Origin of the sequence: Christiangramia oceanisediminis, assembly GCF_022570735.2 — a bacterium.
GTDB classification, from domain to species: Bacteria; Bacteroidota; Bacteroidia; order Flavobacteriales; family Flavobacteriaceae; genus Christiangramia; species Christiangramia oceanisediminis.
This window is the reverse complement of record NZ_JANCNS010000001.1, coordinates 812,471-833,742: the sequence shown is the minus strand read 5'-3', so window position 1 is coordinate 833,742 and position 21,272 is coordinate 812,471. Positions and strand designations below refer to the sequence as shown.

Genomic DNA, 21,272 nt, shown 5'->3' with positions numbered 1-21,272 from the left:
TAAATTATTTTAAAATCTGCAGAATGTTTAGAATACTATCAATTTTTGTTTTCTCTTTAAGTTGGATAATTGGATTTTCTCAGACAAATAATAATGTAGACATCGAATTGCTGAAAAAGTTAACTTTGGAAGATATAAGTTATTCAATCAATGCACAATCAGATTCTGGCAGAGTACTTTTTGGTTTATCTTGTAACCAGGAAACCTGGGGTGAATGTACTGCATTTGCTTATAAACAATTTGGAGGAAGCTGGATTTTGAAGGATACACTTACTATCCCGAATTTTCAGGGACAAATAGAGAACCTTTCCTACGATAATCAGGTTATTTACTTTGGTTCCTTATCTGCAGGCGGCTCTAGTGGGAATGGATCTTATTACTTTAACGCATATAGTTTAGACGAAAATAAATTCTATTCTCTTGAATATTGGTGGTCTGATTTTAAGTATTCCAACTATGGTTTTTCTAATCTTGAAGAAATAACTAATATAGAAATTTTAAATATTTTAGAGAAGAACGTAGAAATATCAGACTATGTTTATAAACCTAGTGGGGAATTAAGCTTACAGGATCATTGGAAAATAGATAATAAGAATATCTATGAGGAAATATTCAAAGACGAGATAAAAGTCATCTTCAAATATAAAAAAGATATTCCTCTAGATTCCGAAGAGAAGGTTGCTGAAAATGATAATTTTATTTTATATAATGTGTTTAAAGGTAATCTATATGGTTTCGATAAAAATATGAAAAAGTATTTCTTAATTTGGGTTCCAAATTGGTCTTACGATACAACGAGGTTCATTGATCTCGATGGAAATGATGTTTCAATCATAGATTCTACCCTTGGTGATAACGGGGCTCAAATTTATATTGATTTAGAGTCTAAAGAAATATTTGGTGTATATAATCGGATTAGTGAAAAATAACAGCTAATAAGTTCTCTATGTCTTTACAATAATTAGTTCGTTTAAGCGAGTACTATATCTATTGGAAAGTTTTTCCTGCCTAATCTTCCACGTTCGTCCAAGATCCTGACCTCCAAATTTCACTTTCCCATTTTCCCTAAAGTTTAATTGATCAACAATTTTCATCAATTGTTCGTGCTTGGGATTTTCTTCTGAGAATAATTTGAACTGTTTTTGTGTTGCCGGGGTAAGTTTCATGGCGATGATCCCAGCCTTCTTATATTGGAAACCTTCTTTATAGATCATTTCAAGACCTGTTAAGGCTGTTTTAACTAATGTAATACTCGAATTAGTCGGAAAAGGTGTATATACTGATATACTTGCTCGATACTGCTTAAGATCATTCCTAAATGGATTTGTAAGCAAGAATACTTGGAGTAGAGAACAATTGCTATCCTGCCGTCTGAGTTTCTCCCCAATTTTAATGGCGTAAGTCGAAACGCGTTCTTTCAATTCTGCATAATCGCTGTACATTTTTTCAAAAGCCCTGGTGACAGCAATATTCTTTTTAACAGGAGTTGCCTCTAATGACAAAGTGGTTAGTCCTGATAAATCTCTCTTCAATCGAAGGCCGACAACTGAAAATTCCTTTCGCACATATTCATCCTGTAATTCTACAAACTGCTGAGCATTTTTGATATTGAGAGCTAATAATCTTTTTTCGTACTGTCGCCCGATACCCCAAACATCACCAATCTTCGTCCACAATAAAGCTTTCCTTGTTTTTTCTGGATCATCGATAATATGAACTCCACCTGTTCGATCCGCAAATTTCTTGGCAATTTTATTGGCAACTTTTGCCAGGGCTTTAGTGGGTGCGATTCCAATACTAATTGGAATACCAGTTTTAATACGAACAGCTTTGATCATTCCTTTGCCATAAGAATAAAGATCAAAATGCTCCTCAAAGCCTTTAAGCAACAGAAAGGCTTCGTCGATAGAATAGATCTCAATATCCGGGGTGAACCTGGAAAGTATGTTCATCACTCTTCTACTCATATCACCATAGAGAGCATAGTTTGAGCTAAAGACATAAACATTATTCTTTTGAAATAGCTTTTCAAACTGAAATGCCGGAGCACCCATGGGTATATCCAGAGCTTTAGCTTCGTTACTTCGAGCAATGACACATCCATCGTTATTAGAAAGAACCACGACCGGTTTATTTTCCAGAGAGGGATTGAAAACCCTTTCACAGGAAGCATAAAAATTATTGCAGTCTACCAGTGCGTACATTACACATACTTGATTACGTTAGTAACTATTCCCCAGATCAGGAAGTCATTTTCTGCCGTAACCTTTATAGGTTGGTATTTCTGATTCTCAGCAATTAACCAGATTACATCCTTCTCAATTTTGATGCGCTTTACAGTAAATTCCCCATCAATAAAGCAAACAGCTATTTTACCATTCCTCGGTTCCAATCCTTTATTGATAACTAAAAGATCTCCATGTTCTATCCCCGCTCCGGTCATTGAATCACCTTCAACTCTCCCAAAGAAGGTCGCGTCTCGATCTTTAATAATTTCAGAGTTAAGATCTATGGATTTATCCAGGTGGTCATCTGCAGGGGAAGGAAAACCTGCGGTAATTGCTCCTACGAAAGGTAATTGTAATCTTCCCGGAATGACCAAATTTAATATAACTCCCATATTTCAAAAGTATGAAAATGGAAATTTTCCAAAAAATAGGATGTTATCCTATTTATGGCTATAGAAGGTTCAGGAGTTTTTTTTAAAAGATTCAAACTTTTCCTTCGCCTCTTGTAACCTTTTAATCATTTGTTCTTTTGAAACTCCTGCTATATTACTAAGCATTAATAAATTTGATATGTAAGGTCGTCTCTTTGAATCACAGATAAAATCATAGAGATCTAGATCTCTTAGTTCGCTAAATGGAAGGTTGTAATCTTCCAGAAGTTGATGGGAGAATGAAATATATTTTTTTTTCGAGTGGACTCTAAAGGATCTTTTTACCTGTTCTAGACTACCCAGGTATTTTCCACCTCGAACATTTTCCGGACCATACTTCTTTAAATATTTTAGGGTTGTTAAATCCTCAAGAAGCATAGCATCTTTCATCCATTTATAACCTGTATCGAATGTCTCAACTATTTCAATTGGCTTATATTTTTTGCACCAAGAAGAGGCATTTTTACCTTGTTTAATATGGCTAAGCATACGTATGTTTGGGTCAATAGCAATACCTACATAAAATTTTTCTTCTTCTAATTTAGCAACATAAACTTGCCAATTCTCATCGCTATACCTATCCTTTATTTTTCCCTGAGTAACCATTTTATTTCAATTTATATTGTTGAAATATAGTGATTTAAGTATCAGGAATAATTCATATTATTAGCCGCGCATTTTTCGATAGAGATTTTCACTCCACCTAACGATAAAAATTCTGTTAGAATCTTCAAATTTTATTTTCGAATAAACTAATTCATTGTTGATAACTCTATTTCTATTAGAAAAAATATCTAAAAGTATTAGTTAATTTTAATTTTGGTTAGGCTGGAGATAAAAGATCTTATTATTTGACCTTATTTTTATTAAAATAAATTTAATTTATGCATTTTTTTTTCATCGATGAAACAAGATGTAATGGTAGGGATTTAACTCATATTCAACAACCAATATTGGTCTTTTGCGGATTAATCGTTACGTATAAGGGTTGGAATAAAACATATTTAAAGTTCGAAAAAGTAATAGAAAATTACTTTGAAAACCAAATTCCCGACACTTTTGAACTTCATACTCAAGATTTATTTTCTCAGGTCTCAGTTTTTCCATCTCGTAGGGGGAAAACGAAAACTTAGTGAGTGGAGATTTAATTATAAAATGGAAAGATATAGCAATTATAAAATAATAGAGATAAAAATGGTTCTATCTTTTATCACAATTAAGCTATTTTAAGCTAGACCGTTGGTCGGTTTTATAAATGTTTGAAATTACTATAGAATGTCAAGGTTAACAGAATTAATCGATAGAATAAAATTTAAGGATCCTAAGCTTGGGAAGGAGTTGATGGAGGAGTTTAAAGTCATTTCCGCAAGAAGGCAATTCGGATTAAATTTCGAGAGGCATAAACCAGAAAACGTTGAATTGCCAAATCGAAAAATTAAAAAGGGTGATAAGGTAAGAATACTTCCTGAGCGTAAAAGCCTAAAAAAAGGTGATCAACGTTTATGGTTGGTAAAAGAAATCTTTAAAACGGGTAAGAAAAAAGTAGCTTCTATTAAATTATTAGATGATTTAGAAGCGAAAACATTAGAAAAGGATATAGACAATTTAATTGTTGTTGCAGAGTTTCAGGATTATATTTATCCTGGATTAGTTTCAACCGGTAGATTAGAAAGGAATAAAGATAAACCATATCATACGGTTATTAATGGTGAAAATTTTCACGCTCTTAAAGCTTTAAATTTCACCCATAAGGGTAAGATAGATGTAATTTATATCGATCCTCCTTATAATACAGGATCAAGGGATTGGAAGTATAATAATAATTATGTTGAAGCCGATGATAATTATAGGCATAGTAAGTGGCTCGCCTTCATGGAGAGAAGGTTAGAACAAGCAAAGGACTTACTAAACCCAGATAAAAGTGTTTTAATTGTTACAATCGATGAAAAAGAATATCTTAGGTTAGGGATGCTTTTAGAACAACTATTTCCAGGACAAAGAATTCAGATGGTAAGTTCTATGATCAATCCAAAAGGTTCTGCTCGAGGTAAAGAATTTTATCGGGTTGATGAATATATATATTTTGTTTATTTCGGAAAACAAACTGTTAATGATGTTTTAATTCCCGGACTTTGTGTTTCAAACTCGAAAGATAACGATGAAAACGAAGCTGAGGGAGAGAGCAAAAAAATAAAAAAGGTAAGATGGGCTTCATTACTAAGAAGTGGAAGTGAAGCACAAAGAGAAGATTCTCATTTGAAATTTTATCCAGTATTGGTAGATAGAGGAACAAAAACTATAATCGATGCTGGAGACCCTGTTCCATTAGGGATAGATAAATCAGAGGTGGATATTCCTAAAGGTTTAGATGCCGTTTGGCCGATTAGAAGTGATGGCTCAGATGGCCGTTGGCAATTAAATCAGAATTCATTTAGAAAATTGCTAAGTAATGGTCATTTAAAAATCAGTTCGATAAATAAAAAATCAGGCAAGATTACCTTTAATTATTTAATGGAAGGACAAAGGAAACAACTGAAAGAAGGCGGATTGATTATATCAGGAAAAGATAAGTATGGTGGTATAATAGTTGAATATTCCGATAAAGATTCAGTTGTTGGTAGACCAAGAACCTTATGGATGACTAAAGCTCATAGTGCGACTGAACACGGGTCTTCACTAATAAAAAAATTTATTCCTGGAAGAACATTTCCCTACCCAAAATCATTATATGCTGTTGAGGATACTCTAAAATTTTTTGTTAGAGATAATCCTAATGCAATAATTCTAGACTTTTTTGCAGGTTCTGGTACCACGGCTCACGCTGTTATGCGTCTTAACCGTCTGGATGACGGAGCTCGCCAATGTATTTCTATAACCAATAATGAGGTTTCCGCTGAAGAACAAATTATTCTTAAAAATAAAGGTTTAAGGCCTGGCGATAAGGAATGGGAGGATCTGGGAATATGTGAATATATAACTAAACCAAGAATTAAGGCTGCTCTTACTGGAAAAACTCCAGAAGGGAAAAAAATAAGTGGCGAATATAAATTTTATGATGAATTTCCTTTTTCAAAAGGGTTTTCCGAAAATGTAGAGTTCTTTACATTGACATATCATACACCAATTGCAATTCATCACAATTTGGCTTATCAGCAAATTGCACCATTATTATGGATGCGAGCTGGTAGCCAAGGCATGAGAATAGATAAACTTCCTGAGAAAGGTTGGGAAATACTCGGTAATTATGCTTTACTGGTGGACCTTGATAAAAACGCCGATTTTATTCTATCCCTAAAAAATCGACCAAAAATCAAAATGGTATTTATCGTTACAAATGATGATAGGCGATTTCAAGCGATTGTTCGACAATTACCAGATGGGGTTGAAGCTATTAGACTTTATGAATCTTATTTGAAAAATTTTCAATTTACGAGTGAATAAAAATATATGAAATTTACTTTAAAAGATTATCAAGAAGAAGCTGTTGGGAATAGTTTAGAGCGACTTTGGAAAGCATCGAAAAGATGGAAGGAAGATGGCGATATTCATGCTTTTTCCCTTACAGCAACCACAGGAGCAGGTAAAACAGTCATGGCAGCTGCTGTTTTTGAGGCTTTATTTTACGGGGATGACAATTTTAATTTTGAATTGGACCCCACGGCCACAGTAATATGGTTTAGTGATGATCCATCCTTAAATGAGCAATCTAGATTTCGCTTATTAGAAGCTTCTGACAAATTAGATTATTCCGATCTGGTAGTAGTTGAAAATTCATTTAATCAAGAAAAATTTCAACCAGGAAAAATATATTTTCTTAATACTCAAAAACTAAGTAAAACAAGTTTACTTACTAGAGGGCATGTTGATTCAGAAAATACTGATTCTGATCAGCTTCCTCTTTATCCAGATATTCGTCCTGATAATAGGGCTTTTACAATTTGGGATACAATAAAAAATACTATTCAAGATGAAAAACGTACTCTATATCTTCTTTTAGATGAAGCGCATAGAGGAATGGGAAAGAGGTCAGATGCGGTTAAAAAAGAAAAATCTACAATAGTTAAAAATTTAATTAATGGATCTGGAGACGTACCTCCTATTCCAATTGTTTGGGGTATTTCTGCAACAGTGGAGCGATTCAATAATGCAGTAGAAGATGCAAAAAATCGATCCACATTACCAAATGTAATTGTAGATTCTGAAAAGGTTCAGAATTCTGGTCTTTTGAAAGATACTATAATTTTAGATTTTCCTGATAATACTGGACAAGTAGATAACGTATTAGTAAGAAGGGGGGCTAAAAAGTTAAAGGAAATTACTGAAGCATGGCAGGAATATTCAAGGAATCAAGGAGAGGATAATTTAGTAGTTCCGTTAATGGTAATACAAGTACCTAATAATCCTAATAAAGATGACGTTGGCAGGGCGTTGGATACAGTTTTTAAGGAGTGGGAGGAGATTGATGTCAAGTCAGTAGCGCATGTTTTTGGTGAACATACTGTTCAGACTTTTGGTGCCCATAAAGTTGAGTACATTGCTCCTCAAAGAGTTCAAGAAACCTCAAACATAAGAATATTGATAGCAAAAGATGCTATAAGTACGGGTTGGGACTGTCCTAGAGCAGAGGTTATGGTGTCATTTAGACCCGCAAAGGATAAAACTCATATTACTCAATTATTGGGAAGAATGGTTAGGACCCCTCTCGCAAGAAGAATACCTGGCAATGATAGATTAAATGCTGTAGAATGTTTGCTTCCTGCATTTGACAGAAAAACGGTTGAGATCGTAGCAGACACCCTTATGAATGGTGGAACGGATGATGGTTCGGGAGGAATCCCTGGAAGGAGAGTATTAATTAAACCTATTGAAGTTAATCCAAATGATCTTATTCCTCAAGAAATTTGGGAGTTATTTGAAAATCTTCCATCACAAGAACTACCTAAAACACATTCTAAACCTGTAAAGAGGCTGACTGCCTTAGCTCAAGAGCTTGCTACAGACAAAATACTAGAAGATGCAGGAAAAAAGGCACATTCAGAATTGCATATTATTTTAGATGCTGCTAGAACAAGATTTTCGAAGGAATTAGAAACTTCCAAAAAACAAGTTTTGGAAGTAAAGGTAAATTCATTAGTTACGGATTTAAATGAGCAGGAAAAATCCTTTAATGATTATATAGAAAACGCAGATTTCGAAGTTATAAATAATGCGTATAGAAATACAGCAAGAATAATTAGCCCAGATCTTGCCAAAACATATGCCGAGTATTTAGCGCATTTAAATAAAGATGAAGAAGATTTTGAAGAAGCATTATTTGAGGCTCGAATTGAGATTGCTTCCTTGGGTTTAGTAAATGAAATTCAAGAGTATTTGGAGTCGGAGGCTGATAAAATTTCAAAAAAATGGTTGAATGATTATAGGGTAGAAATTAAGAATCTAAAAGATGAAAGGCGAGATGCATATAGAATATTAAAGAGCTGGAGTAAAGAACCTATGGACTTTAATCTTGAAAAACCAATTGAGTGGATGGTACCAACAATTTTATTGGAAAATGAAAAGGAAATAAAGCTCACAACATTTCAAAAGCATCTGATGAGTGATAATAGCGGTTTCTTTCCTTGTCATCTCAATAGTTGGGAACAAGACGTCTTAAATAAAGAATTGAGTCGGCCAGGGAATTTAGGATGGTACCGTAATCCTAGCAATGCTACTCAGGACTCCTTGGGAATAAGTTATATACAGGATGAAAAATTCAGCATAATGCGTCCAGATTTCATTTTCTTTGCTAGGAATAATGATAATTCAGTGGTAGCTGATATTATAGACCCTCATAGCCACCACTTAAGTGATGCTTTACCCAAGTTGTTGGGACTTGTCTCTTTCGCAAAGAAATATGGGAAGAACTTTCGTAGAATAGAGGCTATTACCAAAATCGATGATAAACTTAGATATTTAGACATCATGAATCCTGAAATACAGACAGCAGTAAAAAATACAGAAAGCGTAAAGATTTTATTTGAGGGAGAGTATGGTAGTGACTATTAGTATTTTAAATTGCAACTGATTTGAAAAAATTAAGGTCTTCAGAAGTATTTCGTTTCTATTTTATCCAGTCAAAATCGTAACCCTTTTTTTATTATAATTATATGATTAGGGTGTATGCGCAATTTCCTTATACCTACAAAAAGCATTCGCCAATTTTATCTGTAGTGGGCTTTTGCATTCTGCTTTAAAAATTGCCGGGCTTGCCACCATAATAAAACATGTACGAGCTCTAGACACGGCAACATTGAATCGGTTTGGACTAAATAGAAAGTCCATACCTCTTGGAGCTTCTTCCAGGCTAGAGGTTGCCACTGAATATATTATTACAGGAGCTTCTTGGCCCTGGAACTTATCAACGGTACCAACCTCTAAATTCGGTAAATGTTGCTTAATAGCTTGAACTTGGGCGTTGTAGGGGGTGATAATTTTAATCTCATTGGCCGTTAAAATTGCTTTTTTACCCTTTTCATCTATGAATTCTACATTGTCAGATGTAAGATGTTTTACGATCTTCACTACTATATCAACCTCTTCGACAGAAGAGTTGGTATTTCCGGTATGTTCGATCTCTTCGAGATACAATCCAGCTCCAGCATATTTTGAATTAATTATCTGCTGCTGTTCAAGATGATCCTTTGATCGTAATTTATTTTCATAGAAAAGTTCAGAAACGAAATTATTGATGGAAGAATGCATGCGCCAAGTTTCTGCCAGAAAAATGCCTCGATCATCAGAAATGGTTTTGTCATCCTGTAATACGTGTTCCAAAGCCGAGATTTCAGTGCCATCTGGATGTACGCCTTGCTGTGGTTGCTTCAATTGTTGTGGATCACCCAAAAGTACTAGGTTTGAACAGCAGTGAGAAACTGAAAGAGTATCAATTAAGGATAACTGTCCGGCTTCATCTACAAAAAGATAATCTACGATACCTTCGTAAGGTTGTTTACTCCACATAAATGATGTTCCTGCAATAATGTCAACCTTGCCTATGGCCGCTTGAATCGTATTTTCATCTCTACTAATTGTCCAGGGAGAATCGTTTTCTGGATCTGGCTCAGTTTTTTGTAATATTGAAATTTTTAAACCTTCCTCCTGAGCTACTTCCCAAATTTTATTTAGCAAATTGGTAATAACCTTATGGCTAAGGGCGGTAATGCCTATTTTCTTTCCTTGCTTAACCAAACGAACGATAAGGTGACTGCCGGTAAAACTTTTGCCCGCACCAGGTGGGCCTTGAACTGGTAAATAGCTTTTATTTAGTTTGGATGCAAAGTCAAGGGTCTGCTGCAAAGTATCTCCTTTTTTAACCCTTTCCTCTGATAAACTCGGAGCAGCATTCATGAGTAATTGTCTTGCTGCTTTGTATGTTTCATTATCGCTATCCATACCATTAGCTACTACCCATTCCGCTAACCTAATAATAGCTTCTTCTTTGGTTTTGGAATTGACATTTTCCAAACTCATAACTGAAGTTGGGTGTGGCAGGTCCAGTTTAGATGGTCCTTTTTTAATTGTAAGAATGTTTTCATCAAGGTCAATCTCATGAATGGTACCTAACTTATTGTTTTCTTGATCCTCTAAATTATTACCTGCACGCAAATCACATTCTTGAGGTGGAAATTTGTACGTATCCACAAAACTTCTTTTTTCGGGTACTCGATTACCTGTATATTCGAGGAAAGAAATTGCTTTCCGTTCTTCAAGAAGTTCATCTTCAGGAAGTTCTTTTAAACGGAAAAACTCCCACCAGAAAGACTTATTCTCTCTGCGATACCAATCAAGCATATGCGCCAAAATATAATTAGCCTGCTCAACTTCACTTCGTTCAGCCTTAATTGGAGGCACATTTTCAAGTAAAGCGTCCATAATTGGCTTAATTCGCTCTTGATGTTCAGTGATTTTATCACTGGCTTCACCATTGACTTCTTCAGGTCTCGTAATGTTCTCACCTTCTTCAATCAGCCTTGTGCGAATAATCTCTAACCATGCCTGAAGGCGAACCAATGATTCGCAGTCATCTTGATTATACAGTTGGACTGCGTTCTTTGTAGGCATTGTTATTTTCTCAAAATTACCAGTTTGTAAAAGTAACTCCAGTTGTGATTTTTGAGAGGAGAGCTCCCGCAAATCCATTTGGCGCTCGTAGCCAAAAAAAACTTCCAAATCTTTAATCGAGTATTTTTCTACACTTGCTATTAAAGATTGCCTCACAATATTATAAAGATCTATAAATGTATTTGACCTTAAAAAGGTGTCGATTTCATTTTCGCGAGAAGCATATTTACCCATCAATCGTTTCAAAGCTGTGACCTCATAAGGTGCATAATGATATATGTGTAGTGAGGGATCTTCTTTCTTCAGCTTAGAGGCAAAGTCAATGAACTGCTCAAAAATCTTTTTTTCTTCCTTTTCATTTTTAGCCCATAAGGCGCGGTATTTACCATTATGCACATAACCAATCATATACTCGAGACCATCAGGTTCAACCATCCTGTCACCTTCAAAATCTAAATAGATATCATTTGGTGAAGGTTCTGGCAATTTGTTCAATCCTTTGTCATCCTCAATCTCTAAAGTTTCATAAATAGGCTCATAATTATTTTTTCTGCTTGTATTTTGTAAACGAGCCTGTTCACGAAGTTTGTTGTAAGTCTCCTTAACACCTTTAGAAGGATCAAAAGGAATAGGTAGATCAAGAGCTGCTAATTTTTCTAAGGTGGAAACATCATGCAGACTGAGTTCCTTTATTTGGGATTTACTAATTCCAGCAACGAAGGTCAAATGGTCATCTCTTCGTCTAATAGCATTGCAATGCTTCCACCATCTACAGACATCACAATGACTGGTCGGTTCGGGGTAGGTAGCTTGATTATTAGCAATAGCTTCTTCCAGATTCCTTTTGACAAGCCTAATATATGCAGCATGTTCATCATAGCGGTAGCGTTCTTCGCCTTCTGGCTTTATAACCCCCATAAATTCGGGAGATAATCCTTGTATGTGAGCTAAACGTTCTGAATATAGACCAATTTGGAGTATAGTGCCTGCCTTTGTTTCATTCGCCAGCTTGGTGTCCCAAACTTCGTAGGACCAATTTCCTAAATTACTTGGTTTATTAACCTTCTTTAAAAAATCTGCCCATCCACTCCATTTACCATCTTCTTTCAGTCTTGCCTGGTAAATAACCTCAATACCTGCTTTCATAGCATCAATTGTATGCTGTTCTGCATGTGGATCATCAGTTTTAATTTCAGAAACAGTCTTTCCTTGCTCCTTCATTTCTCGCAGGTGATTCTCTTCAAACTCCTCACCCTTTTCTCTAAGCATTAACATTACACGGTTTGTGTATACTTCCGGGTCTGCAATTTCACCTCTTACATTCAATATGTTTAAATTGGAGAGGTGATTACAACTGCTATGAGAGGATAGATCCGTAGGGCTGTAAATAATCTGATTGTTTTTGTATTTCATAGAGAAAAATCGAAGATTGGTAAGTTTTCAGAAATATTGCTGATTGATATAATTCATTTACTCAATACTTACGATTGAGTTAACATGCTGAATTATGGAGGTGCTTTGACCGATTTTAGACTTACACTTATTATTGTATTTAGTCCCCTTTCTTATGCTTATGAGGTTTTAAAGATGGTGTATTGCCTGGAACTTTCTTATTATCACGTTGACGCCTGTCTGGTTTCCCAGTTGATTTAGCAATCCTTTTAGGACCTGGCTTTATTCCCATAATTTTAGTGTTTAGAAAATTGAGATATGTATTGCCTAAAATTAGTGGATTTTTCCAAAGGCTCTATAAAAGAGGGGCTTAATTTCTCAACATTTACTTAGTTTTATTAACTAAAATTGAATCCTAGGGTATTTGCAATATTGAATTGATAGATTTTACAGCAATTACATAGCAGGTTACCAGTCTGTAGGAAATCGTAGAGTTCTTTCCTATTACGTACCATTATTTGAAATGAATGTCGGCAGGTCCTACATTCATTTACTTCATAAACAGCATAGAATTCTGCATTTCTGAACTCATTAAACGAATAGGTGTTTTTATACTTATTCAGAAATTCTTCTTCTGAATAAATAAAACCTTCAATGCTACTAACGGTTTTAATTGAAAAATACATTTCAACCATCTTTTGAGTTTCTAAATTGAGACTTGGATCGATATAAATTTCTTTTTGTTTCATGGGATGAAATAATTATAAATTAGACGGTAGTGAAGGAAAAGCTCCTTCTATAATGAAAGAGCATCATACCTATTTATTATTTAATAGTAGGATGGAAGGTATGTCTAATGATATTTACACCTTTATTTACAAATCCTAATTTAATATTCTTGGCACTATGATCATCCTTATAAGAAGAACGATAAGGCTTACCAGAAGTATTTCTTTTCCATACTATCCAGAAAGCTTCGTTGCCAAGATCTTGTGCAACCTCTAATTTTTTGTAACTATATAACTTGTTGGAACTATCTAATTCGATGGTTATATCTTTTCCGTTTGGATTAATGATAATGAAGTCTACTACTCCAAATCGGGATTTTCTTTTATGCATTTTTTGTAAATAGTCTGGCATTTCGATTTCAACTTCTTGTACAACTCTTAAGTTGAGTTTCTTACAGGTTTCTATAATTGAAGCTGTCATTGCTTTAGTGAAATCGGATTTATTAGGGATAAAAATGAAGTCAAATCTCCCGATATCAATTCGCTCTATGTCATTCATAATTAGCTCCATGATTTCTTGATTGGTCAATTGTTTTGTAGAATTCTGATCTTTCATAAAATTTAAGTTTTGAATTAATTAGACTTTCAAAATTTCTTTTTTCGTGCATAACAGAAAAGCCAGTTCATTTCATTAAAAGCGTATAAAAAACCTCGTGATTTATGCCGCTTGTTGAAATGACCTGGCTAGTTTTGCCAAAGAAAAAAGAGATGAAGTCTATTTGATCAAATTGATGGTTAATATGATCAGAACTAGAACCAATGAATTTGAATTAGGAGTGTAGGTAATGTAGGTAAATCGAACTTTTATTTACTATATAATAAATAATTAAATGATAGCTACTTTTTCATAAAAGACTACACTATCTACACGATCCCTGTTATTACTGCTATCATAGGCGAAATTTTGATACACTAAATGTTTTTTTCCTGCACTTATGGAAAATTATTTAGAGAAAATGAATGTGTTGCCTTTATTTGCTCGTTTTTTTGCTATCTGATAACCTTTGAATTCTGCATATCTGCTTATCCAATCTATTATTAGGTTTTTATTATTATCGATATATTTATAATCGCTCCCATATTCCTTAATTAATTTATTTCTAACAGTTTGATATAGCATCTTCACTTCCAAATGGTTAAAATGTTCTTCCATCAATTCATAAAAATCCACAGAAGTTTCATTGCATAACATTTTGAGACGTAAGGATTCGCTGTTATAAGGGATTAATCCTTGATCCAGGTAGGTTTTTAGACATTCAAACATAAAGTGATCAAATAAATTCCATTCCTCTTCATCCCAACCATGAAAAAACTCGCAATCAAATTCGTCGTTGGGCTGAAAAGTATCGCTGTAGTGATTTCTTAAAAATATATCGAACCTTCTTCGCTTATAACTTGGCGAATCACCTTTAATCGTATAATTAGTTGTAATTACGAATTTTGGACTGTTTTTAAAAGGAACTATTCTAACTGGTTGATGTTTTACTTCTACCGGAAGATCATCAGATAGCACACTAAAAAGTGATTCAAAAGCGAAATTTCTGGGAGCATCATCGATCAATATTATTCCAGTTGAATCACAGACATGTTGGAAAGCAAATTTGTTATTGGTAAAATCAGAATTTTTACCATTATAAGCGGCTTTGCCTACAATTTCTGAAATTCCTTTTACAATAAGACCTTTCCCTGTCCCACCTTGCGGTTTTGAAGTATCAGTTTGGACTTCATCATTGAATATCAGGCATATTGGTTTACGGGCATCTTTAAAAGTGTGTATGGCATAGCCTAATGCCGAACAAATAGAATTAAAATGATTGCTATCATTTGATAAATTTTCGATGAACTTTTCAAACATTGCTTTATCTCCTAATTTCTTGGATGCTATATGCAGATGAATGTTTCTTTTCTGAATTGAATCCTTCCAAACAAATCCAGGGGCATCTTTATATTCTATTAATTCTAGGGGTTTATTTAGTTCAATTTTCACAATACCATTTTTATAAAATTTATAACTGATGTTAATTGAATCTCTTACCAAGGGAATTCCTAATTCTGGTAATAGAGTTACAATGCCTTTATTCTTTATTAAATAAGATGTTCCCTGTTTAATAAAAGCTGATTCGATGTTGGTTTCCTGAAATTGGCTAATGTAGTTGTAGCAAAACTTATAAATCTTTTCTGGGGTCGTAATTTCTACAATATTGTTTTTTAAATAAACAAGCTTATCTTCATGAAGGCGAAATCCGGAATTAACGATAAACTGTTTCAGTTTTGTAGGCTCAACGATATACTCCGTTGTAGGCCTTCCGTTTTTTATCTTTTCAACTTCATACCAGAAAAGTTCTGCTTCCCCGTATTTAATATCGAAAACCTTAGCTTGAACTTTATCTCTTAAATCCCTATTCATATGCTAAAGTTTTTACTGTTAAAAGCCGTTCTCTTATAAGCTGAATCGATTAGATTTTGAATTTCCTTCCAGTCAAAATCAACTTCTTCGAATGGTGTAAATAGATCCTCAGTTGTTGTTTTGTTAACTCCATATTTTGATAGAACACATGCAAGTGCAAATAGACTTCGGTTTCTGTTTCCTGGAGTAAATTCATATTTTTTTTCCCACCATTTAAAAAGTCTTTCTATAATTACTTTTTCCGGTAGGTTTTGGTGCCAGTTTCTATTTTGATCATACTTTTTATCAGCTATGTGTATTTTTTCAGTGAAAAGGGAAGCATTTAAATTCATAAATAAGTTAGGATCATAACTTTCAAAACAAAGTCTATTAATATCGCTAGTCGATTTGTCGGGATTCAGATGCTCGAAATATTGAATTATTGCTTTATAATATTCTTTGTAGGTTTTTTTTGAATTGACTACTGGAATTCTAACAAGAGCTTTAATCCCGTTTCCGGAAGGAGATAACCAGCATGCAAATATGAAAACTGAAGATTTTAAGATCTTCAAGGTTTCTGAAAGGTCATTCACTTTATCAAAGTCTAAACAGGCAAAGCCTGTGCAGTATTTTAGTTTTGTCCTTTGCTCTAATACTCCAGAAAAACAAATAGCGGGTAATTTTTGTTTTAATGCTGTCTTGGATTTTTCTGACTGTTCCAATCTAATTTTAGAAATTAATTTTTTACTCGCACCATCTCTAATTCTGGTTAAGGAATCCATTAGTTTGATAGGTTCGGAATTTTTTGATTTACAATTTGCAATCCATGTAACTGTTAAGTTTGCAAAATCTATCCTAGGGTTATTTCTATCTCTTTCCATTCCTCAAGTTTTTAGTTGTAAATGGTTGAAATTTGAAATTTCCGTTTGTTGAATTTTCAGAATTTAAATGAGTTGGAAACCTGAGTTCCATTAGAGTTTTGAATTTGGTCTCTACCGAAGTATTTGAAAAGGATAGTTTACTTAATGGCTTATAGTCATTTCCAGGTATAGGAAAAAGCTTGGCAAATGGAATTTGCCCATGAGTTTTTTGTATATTTATCATGTCTTTAAAACTTATGAAAGAGTTTATAAATAATAAACCCGGAAGGTTGCAGCCTCCCGGGTTTTTTTATGTTAAGGAGTGTTTAGCAGCTTTGCTTTTTATTTCAGCATTCGATGATTGTCGATTTCTAAGCATCCATTCCTCCAGCTCAATTCTTTTGAAGTAAATTTTTCTGCCTTCAGGTTTATAGAAAGGTATATTGCCAGCTGAAGTATGCTGATACATGTATGATTTTGATAAACCTGCATATTTGCAGGCCTCTTCAAAGGTTAAAATAGGTTTCAGAAAGTAAAGTTGATCGGAAACATTTTGCGGTAAATAAATATCTTTTGACATAACTGTTGATATTGTTTTTAAAATATCCTTGCGCGAGGTATCGCTAGCTTTTAACGATATATCAAAAGTATCTTATAGCAAGTAGGAGATTTGTTTACTGACGTTTACCAGTAAACACGAGAGTTAACATTAATAGCTGTCTAGGGCTTATTAACAATGGATTCCATCAGACTAAATAATTCGGAATTTCCTTCCCCTTTATTCCGTCTGCTCCATTCTGTTTTAGCAGATTTTGGTTTTATTTCTATCGCAGAAGTAAATAGTTCAGGTAACTTGTCCCACATTGGTCGTGGTTTGCGTATCAATCCAGTGTGTACTATCAAGCCATAAAAATAAGCGAGGGCTCTTTTCTCTTTTAACCATTCAACTGGAGTAAAATCAACGGTCTCGCTAAATAGCTTCTTAAAGTTCACTAAACCACAATCAAGGAATCCATTATATTCCAGATCTCTATAGATTGGAGTTAACCTCGAGAATTCCTTATCATTCCATTTTAGAGAATCATTAGTATGAGGTTGATTTTCATTTTCATGAACTTTCTCTTTCAAGTTGGAAAAAGTTTGAACTTTTTTTCCATTAGTAGTAGAAGATGGAACTTTCGATATTAGGAAATTAAAAATCTTTGTTATCTCTAAATAAATTACGGAGCAAACATATAGTAATTCGAAATTGAATTTGCCTGAAAGCCAATGAGAAATAATTGGTCTTAAATCTTCTAATTCAAGATCCTCTTCTTTTAAAACTTCAAGGAATAAATTATCTTCAGAACTTAATTTTCCTTGGTTTACATAAGTGGTTAAATCTCGATAATCCTCACTAAAATTAAATTGTCTAAATATTTTCCTAATAATCTCCAAATAGGTATTTATAAATAAGATTTCATTTTCTATTAAAGTTTGAGTAGTTTTTGAATAGTTATCTTCTGGGGTGTTTAGATTTTTTTCAAATAAAAGTCCTGGAAAATAAACTTCAGTATAGTAATTGAAGGTCAAAAAATCTGAATATTTAAATATTATTTCTATTGCTTCATGCTTAATTTCTGATTTAATAGGAAATAGAGCGTCCGGAGAAAAACCTATACTTTTTCCAGGAAAATTTTCATGTTTTGATCGATTATATTTCATATTTCGAGACTTGGTAGGTTATTAATGGCTTCATCTTTCAGACGCTCTACATGATTAAGATACTTGAGGGTGGTTTTAGTTGTCGAGTGGCCCATAGCGTCCGCAACGCTTTTCAGATTGGCCCCATTCAATAAAAGCAGGCAGGCAAAGCTATGCCTGGCACAATAGAAAGTAATCTTTTTATCAATCTCAGCTCTTTTAACCCAGTTTTTTAAATTCTTATTTACAGCTGTATCACTAATATTTTGAAGATTGAAAACAAATTTATCTTTTTCACCGGGTTCTCCTAAAATATTTAAAGTGGACTTACTCAGGTGATTATTAATAGGAGAACCAGTCTTATTTCTTTTTGTTATTAAGCGACCTTTTCTAATGTTCTTCCATTTAAGAACTCTGATCTCGGCTAGGCCAAGCCCTGTAAATGAAGCGAATAAATATGCTTTTTTAACTTCATCATTACCGCACCGAGTATTGGCTAGAATTCTCAATTCATCTATATCGAGAATTTCTTTTCGAAGGTTTTCTTCTTTATTCGGGTTTTTGAAAACAATATCCTTCGTAGGTAGTTCCTGGATTACTCCTTTGATTTTAGCACTTCTCAACACCTTTTTGAATCGAGTGAAATAATTATGGGGTGTTTCTCCTGAGAGACTTTCACAAGATAGTAGATACTCCTTGAACTGCTCCATTAAATCAGGTGTGATATCTGACATTCTAAGTGTACTAGATGAAGTAAACTCCTTAAATTTTTTAATTGAACCTTCTAAGATTCGTATATCTCTTTTTGAATAGTTATTAATAAAATGTTCAGCAAAATCGGAAAAGGTAATATCTCGTAAATGTTCAGGGGTGTAGGTGGTGCCTTTACTTATCAATCTGATCTGCTCCTGTGCAGCTCTTTCCTCGGCAATTCTAATTTTCTCCTTTCTCTGGATAGGAGAATCTTTTTTTGGTCCTTTTGTTATTACCTTTATACCAAGAAACTTATATGATCTTGATCCATTGTGATAAATGTCCAGGTAAAAACTCTTACCGTTTTTAAGTTTCTTCTCTCTTAATTGTACTGCCATAGTTTTTAGTAACAAAGGAGTAACAAAGTAACAATAAAATATATAAACTTAAAGCAAATTAATAATTAGATATATCTTGAAATCCCTAAATACAGTTGCTTTTAGCTATTTTAGTTTTTTATAAGTTGCTGGGTTCGATTCCCACCTCGAGTACTTTAAAAACCTGTAAATTTCCTAAAATGGACTTTTACAGGTTTTTTATTTGGTATTTCCCGTAACTTCCAAAGCATAGATCCAGGTCTCTAAAATTTTACGGGAGAACGGGTAGGAAAATATTTTGAAGAGGTTTGATTATTTAAAATTTCACCAATTGATTTCCGATTTTTTATTTTGCTTTTGGAAAAAGACACCGGCTGTTCTAAACTCTTAACCAGGACATAAAAAAAGCCGCTAGTCCATGTGATCAGCGGCTTTATTATTTTTAAAATACCAGAAACTACTCCGTTGTGCCGGTACTATCCAGTTTTGCTATGATCGCTTCATGCTCTTTTTCCATCATGTTATGATCTTCTTCCATGCTTTGATGTTCCTGCATCAGCATGTTGTGAGTTTGGATCATTTCATCAATTTGAGCTTTTTTTTCGGCCTCTGACTTCTCATTAAAGCTTGCTTTCATTTCTTCGTGGCCTTCGATGATTTCATCATGACTTTTAATGATAGCATCATGTTGTTCCAGTATAGTACTGTGTTTTGCTATATCTTCAAATATCGTGGAATCCTGGACTTCCATGGATTCCAGTTTTTGATTGAGATCCCCAAACTTTTTTGACATCTCATTATGAGTTGCTTTAAAATTTGAATGAACCTGGGTTAAACTGTCGTGTTGACGGTCCAGTTTATCAAATTGTTCAGAGAGTTCTTTGTCGTTACCGTTTCCGCATCCTGCAATTAAGATTAGTAGCGCGAAAAGATTGATCAGTTTTTTCATTTCGTTTATAGTTTTGATTCAATATACTAAAACGTTAAGGTTTACTGTATTAAAGGATTTGTAAAATATAAGGTGTAGTTCCATTTTTAAACCTATGTTCGATTTAAAACATTCAGCCGCACTCCAGTTTTGCCGGTTGATCAGCGACAATACGAATTTCAGATGCTTTCTTCTCGAGTACAGTATACTTATAAGGCTAAAGAAATTCAGGCTTTTTTATTTTTACAGGAAGTTTTCAATCAGCAGTAAGGAATTAGATACCTAATAGACCAATTCCCGGCCAGCAGCAATGCCGGCTTTTTAATTTTTGAAAAGATGCCTCATACTAAACAAATAGACTATTCTGTACTCGAACTGGCTGTGGTAGGACAGGATATTCCCCACACCCAGGTTTTTGAAAATACGGTTGAACTAGCCCGGAAGGCTGAAGATTTGGGTTATAAACGCTTTTGGCTGGCTGAACACCACAATATGGTAAGCATTGCCAGTTCGGCCACCACCGTTCTCATGAGCCATGTTGCGTCAAAAACAAATCATATTAGGATTGGTTCTGGCGGAATCATGCTGCCTAACCATTCACCACTTATCGTTGCCGAACAGTTTGGAACTCTGGGTTCACTGTATCCCGGGAGAATAGATATGGGTCTTGGAAGAGCCCCGGGAACCGACCAGGTGACCGCCCATGCTATTCGAAGTGACCGGATGAACTCGGTTTTTAAATTTCCGCATGAAATCGATGAAATTCAAAAGTACTTCAGCAACAAGCTTAATTCCACCAAAGTTAGGGCGACCGTAGCCGAAGGGGTGGAAGTTCCCATTTATGTATTAGGTTCCAGTACAGACAGTGCCCATGTAGCTGCAGAGAAAGGCCTGCCTTATGTTTTTGCCAGCCACTTTGCGCCTGCTCAGCTGTTTGATGCCATGGAGATCTATTACCGTAAATTTCAGCCTTCAGAATTTCTTCAGGAACCATACAGTATAGCGGGAATTAATGTCACTGCGGCCGATACGATCGAGGAAGCTGAACGCCTTTCAACCAGTTCGCTTAAAATGATGGTAGGAGTTCTTACCGGCAACCTTGATTATCTCCAGAAACCGGTTGAAATGAATGACGAACTAAGGGAGCTCAGGGATAACCCTAGCTTACAGCGAATGCTGAAATATGCCTTTGTTGGCGATCATGAGACGGTGAAAACCAGAACGGCCCACTTTCTGAAACAAACCGGAGTCGATGAGGTGATCGTTGCTTCCCATATTTACGATCAGGAGGCCAGGATCAGGTCCTTTGAGATATTTTCTGAGATCATGAAAGAGATCAATAATTAGGCGGGCGAAGACTGCTGGTTTTACTGGTGATTCTCGATCTGTAATTGTGTTCAAAAAAA

Annotated in this window: 15 protein-coding genes; 4 read left to right on the top strand and 11 right to left on the bottom strand. The window is 34.6% G+C overall.

What is annotated here, in order from left to right; translation table 11 throughout:
* Nucleotides 1-23 precede the first annotated feature (23 nt).
* Nucleotides 24-929 carry a hypothetical protein gene (locus tag MKO06_RS03815; RefSeq protein WP_241549334.1) on the top strand — a complete coding sequence of 302 codons (906 nt, stop codon included), beginning with the start codon at nt 24-26 and terminating at the stop codon, nt 927-929.
* A gap of 15 nt (nt 930-944) precedes the next feature.
* Here the strand turns inward: MKO06_RS03815 and MKO06_RS03810 are convergent, their stop codons facing one another.
* The 3 genes from MKO06_RS03810 to MKO06_RS03800 all read right to left on the bottom strand — a co-directional run bounded on the left by MKO06_RS03810 (nt 945) and on the right by MKO06_RS03800 (nt 3,265).
* Nucleotides 945-2,204 (bottom strand): Y-family DNA polymerase, encoded by a 1,260-nt coding sequence (locus tag MKO06_RS03810; RefSeq protein ID WP_241549333.1) that lies wholly within the window; start codon nt 2,202-2,204, stop codon nt 945-947.
* Complete coding sequence (locus MKO06_RS03805) at nt 2,204-2,620, bottom strand: LexA family protein (protein ID WP_241549332.1); 417 nt, start codon at nt 2,618-2,620, stop codon at nt 2,204-2,206. The genes MKO06_RS03810 and MKO06_RS03805 overlap by 1 nt, the downstream gene beginning before the upstream one ends.
* Nucleotides 2,621-2,689: 69 nt before the next feature.
* Nucleotides 2,690-3,265 (bottom strand): GIY-YIG nuclease family protein, encoded by a 576-nt coding sequence (locus tag MKO06_RS03800; RefSeq protein ID WP_241549331.1) that lies wholly within the window; start codon nt 3,263-3,265, stop codon nt 2,690-2,692.
* Between the two features lie 669 nt (nt 3,266-3,934).
* Between MKO06_RS03800 and MKO06_RS03795 the strand changes: the two genes are divergently transcribed.
* Entirely contained in the window at nt 3,935-6,100 is a 2,166-nt protein-coding gene (locus MKO06_RS03795; protein ID WP_241551010.1) for a site-specific DNA-methyltransferase, read from the top strand.
* 6 nt (nt 6,101-6,106) lie between these two features.
* Nucleotides 6,107-8,704, top strand: coding sequence for a DEAD/DEAH box helicase (locus MKO06_RS03790; protein WP_241551009.1), 2,598 nt, complete (start codon nt 6,107-6,109; stop codon nt 8,702-8,704).
* Nucleotides 8,705-8,809: 105 nt separating this feature from the next.
* Here the strand turns inward: MKO06_RS03790 and MKO06_RS03785 are convergent, their stop codons facing one another.
* The 8 genes from MKO06_RS03785 to MKO06_RS03750 form a co-directional block, all read right to left on the bottom strand.
* Complete coding sequence (locus MKO06_RS03785) at nt 8,810-12,172, bottom strand: TM0106 family RecB-like putative nuclease (RefSeq protein WP_241551008.1); 3,363 nt, start codon at nt 12,170-12,172, stop codon at nt 8,810-8,812.
* 804 nt (nt 12,173-12,976) lie between these two features.
* A complete protein-coding gene (locus MKO06_RS03780; protein ID WP_241551007.1) occupies nt 12,977-13,495 on the bottom strand; it encodes a hypothetical protein in 519 nt (172 codons plus the stop codon).
* Between the two features lie 387 nt (nt 13,496-13,882).
* Nucleotides 13,883-15,346, bottom strand: coding sequence for a DUF5906 domain-containing protein (locus tag MKO06_RS03775; RefSeq protein ID WP_241551006.1), 1,464 nt, complete (start codon nt 15,344-15,346; stop codon nt 13,883-13,885).
* Nucleotides 15,343-16,206, bottom strand: a complete 864-nt coding sequence (locus tag MKO06_RS03770; protein ID WP_241551005.1) for a BT4734/BF3469 family protein — start codon at nt 16,204-16,206, stop codon at nt 15,343-15,345. Before MKO06_RS03770 ends, MKO06_RS03775 begins: the two co-directional genes overlap by 4 nt.
* 289 nt (nt 16,207-16,495) lie before the next feature.
* Nucleotides 16,496-16,765 (bottom strand): helix-turn-helix domain-containing protein, encoded by a 270-nt coding sequence (locus MKO06_RS03765; RefSeq protein WP_241551004.1) that lies wholly within the window; start codon nt 16,763-16,765, stop codon nt 16,496-16,498.
* A gap of 140 nt (nt 16,766-16,905) precedes the next feature.
* Nucleotides 16,906-17,889, bottom strand: coding sequence for a hypothetical protein (locus MKO06_RS03760; RefSeq protein ID WP_241551003.1), 984 nt, complete (start codon nt 17,887-17,889; stop codon nt 16,906-16,908).
* Nucleotides 17,886-18,959: a site-specific integrase gene (locus tag MKO06_RS03755; protein WP_241551002.1), complete on the bottom strand. Its 1,074-nt coding sequence runs from the start codon at nt 18,957-18,959 to the stop codon at nt 17,886-17,888. The genes MKO06_RS03760 and MKO06_RS03755 overlap by 4 nt, the downstream gene beginning before the upstream one ends.
* Before the next feature lie 436 nt (nt 18,960-19,395).
* Nucleotides 19,396-19,887: a hypothetical protein gene (locus MKO06_RS03750; protein WP_241551001.1), complete on the bottom strand. Its 492-nt coding sequence runs from the start codon at nt 19,885-19,887 to the stop codon at nt 19,396-19,398.
* A 315-nt stretch (nt 19,888-20,202) separates the two neighbouring features.
* On the opposite strand from MKO06_RS03750, the gene MKO06_RS03745 reads away from it, so the two are divergent.
* Nucleotides 20,203-21,213: an LLM class flavin-dependent oxidoreductase gene (locus tag MKO06_RS03745; RefSeq protein WP_241551000.1), complete on the top strand. Its 1,011-nt coding sequence runs from the start codon at nt 20,203-20,205 to the stop codon at nt 21,211-21,213.
* The last annotated feature ends 59 nt before the right edge of the window (nt 21,214-21,272 follow it).

What these genes read in the sequence shown, in the direction of transcription:
- MKO06_RS03815 (WP_241549334.1), top strand. Translation starts at nt 24, where the DNA reads ATGTTTAGAATACTATCAATTTTTGTTTTCTCTTTAAGTTGGATAATT.
- MKO06_RS03810 (WP_241549333.1), bottom strand. Translation starts at nt 2,204, where the DNA reads ATGTACGCACTGGTAGACTGCAATAATTTTTATGCTTCCTGTGAAAGG.
- MKO06_RS03805 (WP_241549332.1), bottom strand. Translation starts at nt 2,620, where the DNA reads ATGGGAGTTATATTAAATTTGGTCATTCCGGGAAGATTACAATTACCT.
- MKO06_RS03800 (WP_241549331.1), bottom strand. Translation starts at nt 3,265, where the DNA reads ATGGTTACTCAGGGAAAAATAAAGGATAGGTATAGCGATGAGAATTGG.
- MKO06_RS03795 (WP_241551010.1), top strand. Translation starts at nt 3,935, where the DNA reads ATGTCAAGGTTAACAGAATTAATCGATAGAATAAAATTTAAGGATCCT.
- MKO06_RS03790 (WP_241551009.1), top strand. Translation starts at nt 6,107, where the DNA reads ATGAAATTTACTTTAAAAGATTATCAAGAAGAAGCTGTTGGGAATAGT.
- MKO06_RS03785 (WP_241551008.1), bottom strand. Translation starts at nt 12,172, where the DNA reads ATGAAATACAAAAACAATCAGATTATTTACAGCCCTACGGATCTATCC.
- MKO06_RS03780 (WP_241551007.1), bottom strand. Translation starts at nt 13,495, where the DNA reads ATGAAAGATCAGAATTCTACAAAACAATTGACCAATCAAGAAATCATG.
- MKO06_RS03775 (WP_241551006.1), bottom strand. Translation starts at nt 15,346, where the DNA reads ATGAATAGGGATTTAAGAGATAAAGTTCAAGCTAAGGTTTTCGATATT.
- MKO06_RS03770 (WP_241551005.1), bottom strand. Translation starts at nt 16,206, where the DNA reads ATGGAAAGAGATAGAAATAACCCTAGGATAGATTTTGCAAACTTAACA.
- MKO06_RS03765 (WP_241551004.1), bottom strand. Translation starts at nt 16,765, where the DNA reads ATGTCAAAAGATATTTATTTACCGCAAAATGTTTCCGATCAACTTTAC.
- MKO06_RS03760 (WP_241551003.1), bottom strand. Translation starts at nt 17,889, where the DNA reads ATGAAATATAATCGATCAAAACATGAAAATTTTCCTGGAAAAAGTATA.
- MKO06_RS03755 (WP_241551002.1), bottom strand. Translation starts at nt 18,959, where the DNA reads ATGGCAGTACAATTAAGAGAGAAGAAACTTAAAAACGGTAAGAGTTTT.
- MKO06_RS03750 (WP_241551001.1), bottom strand. Translation starts at nt 19,887, where the DNA reads ATGAAAAAACTGATCAATCTTTTCGCGCTACTAATCTTAATTGCAGGA.
- MKO06_RS03745 (WP_241551000.1), top strand. Translation starts at nt 20,203, where the DNA reads ATGCCTCATACTAAACAAATAGACTATTCTGTACTCGAACTGGCTGTG.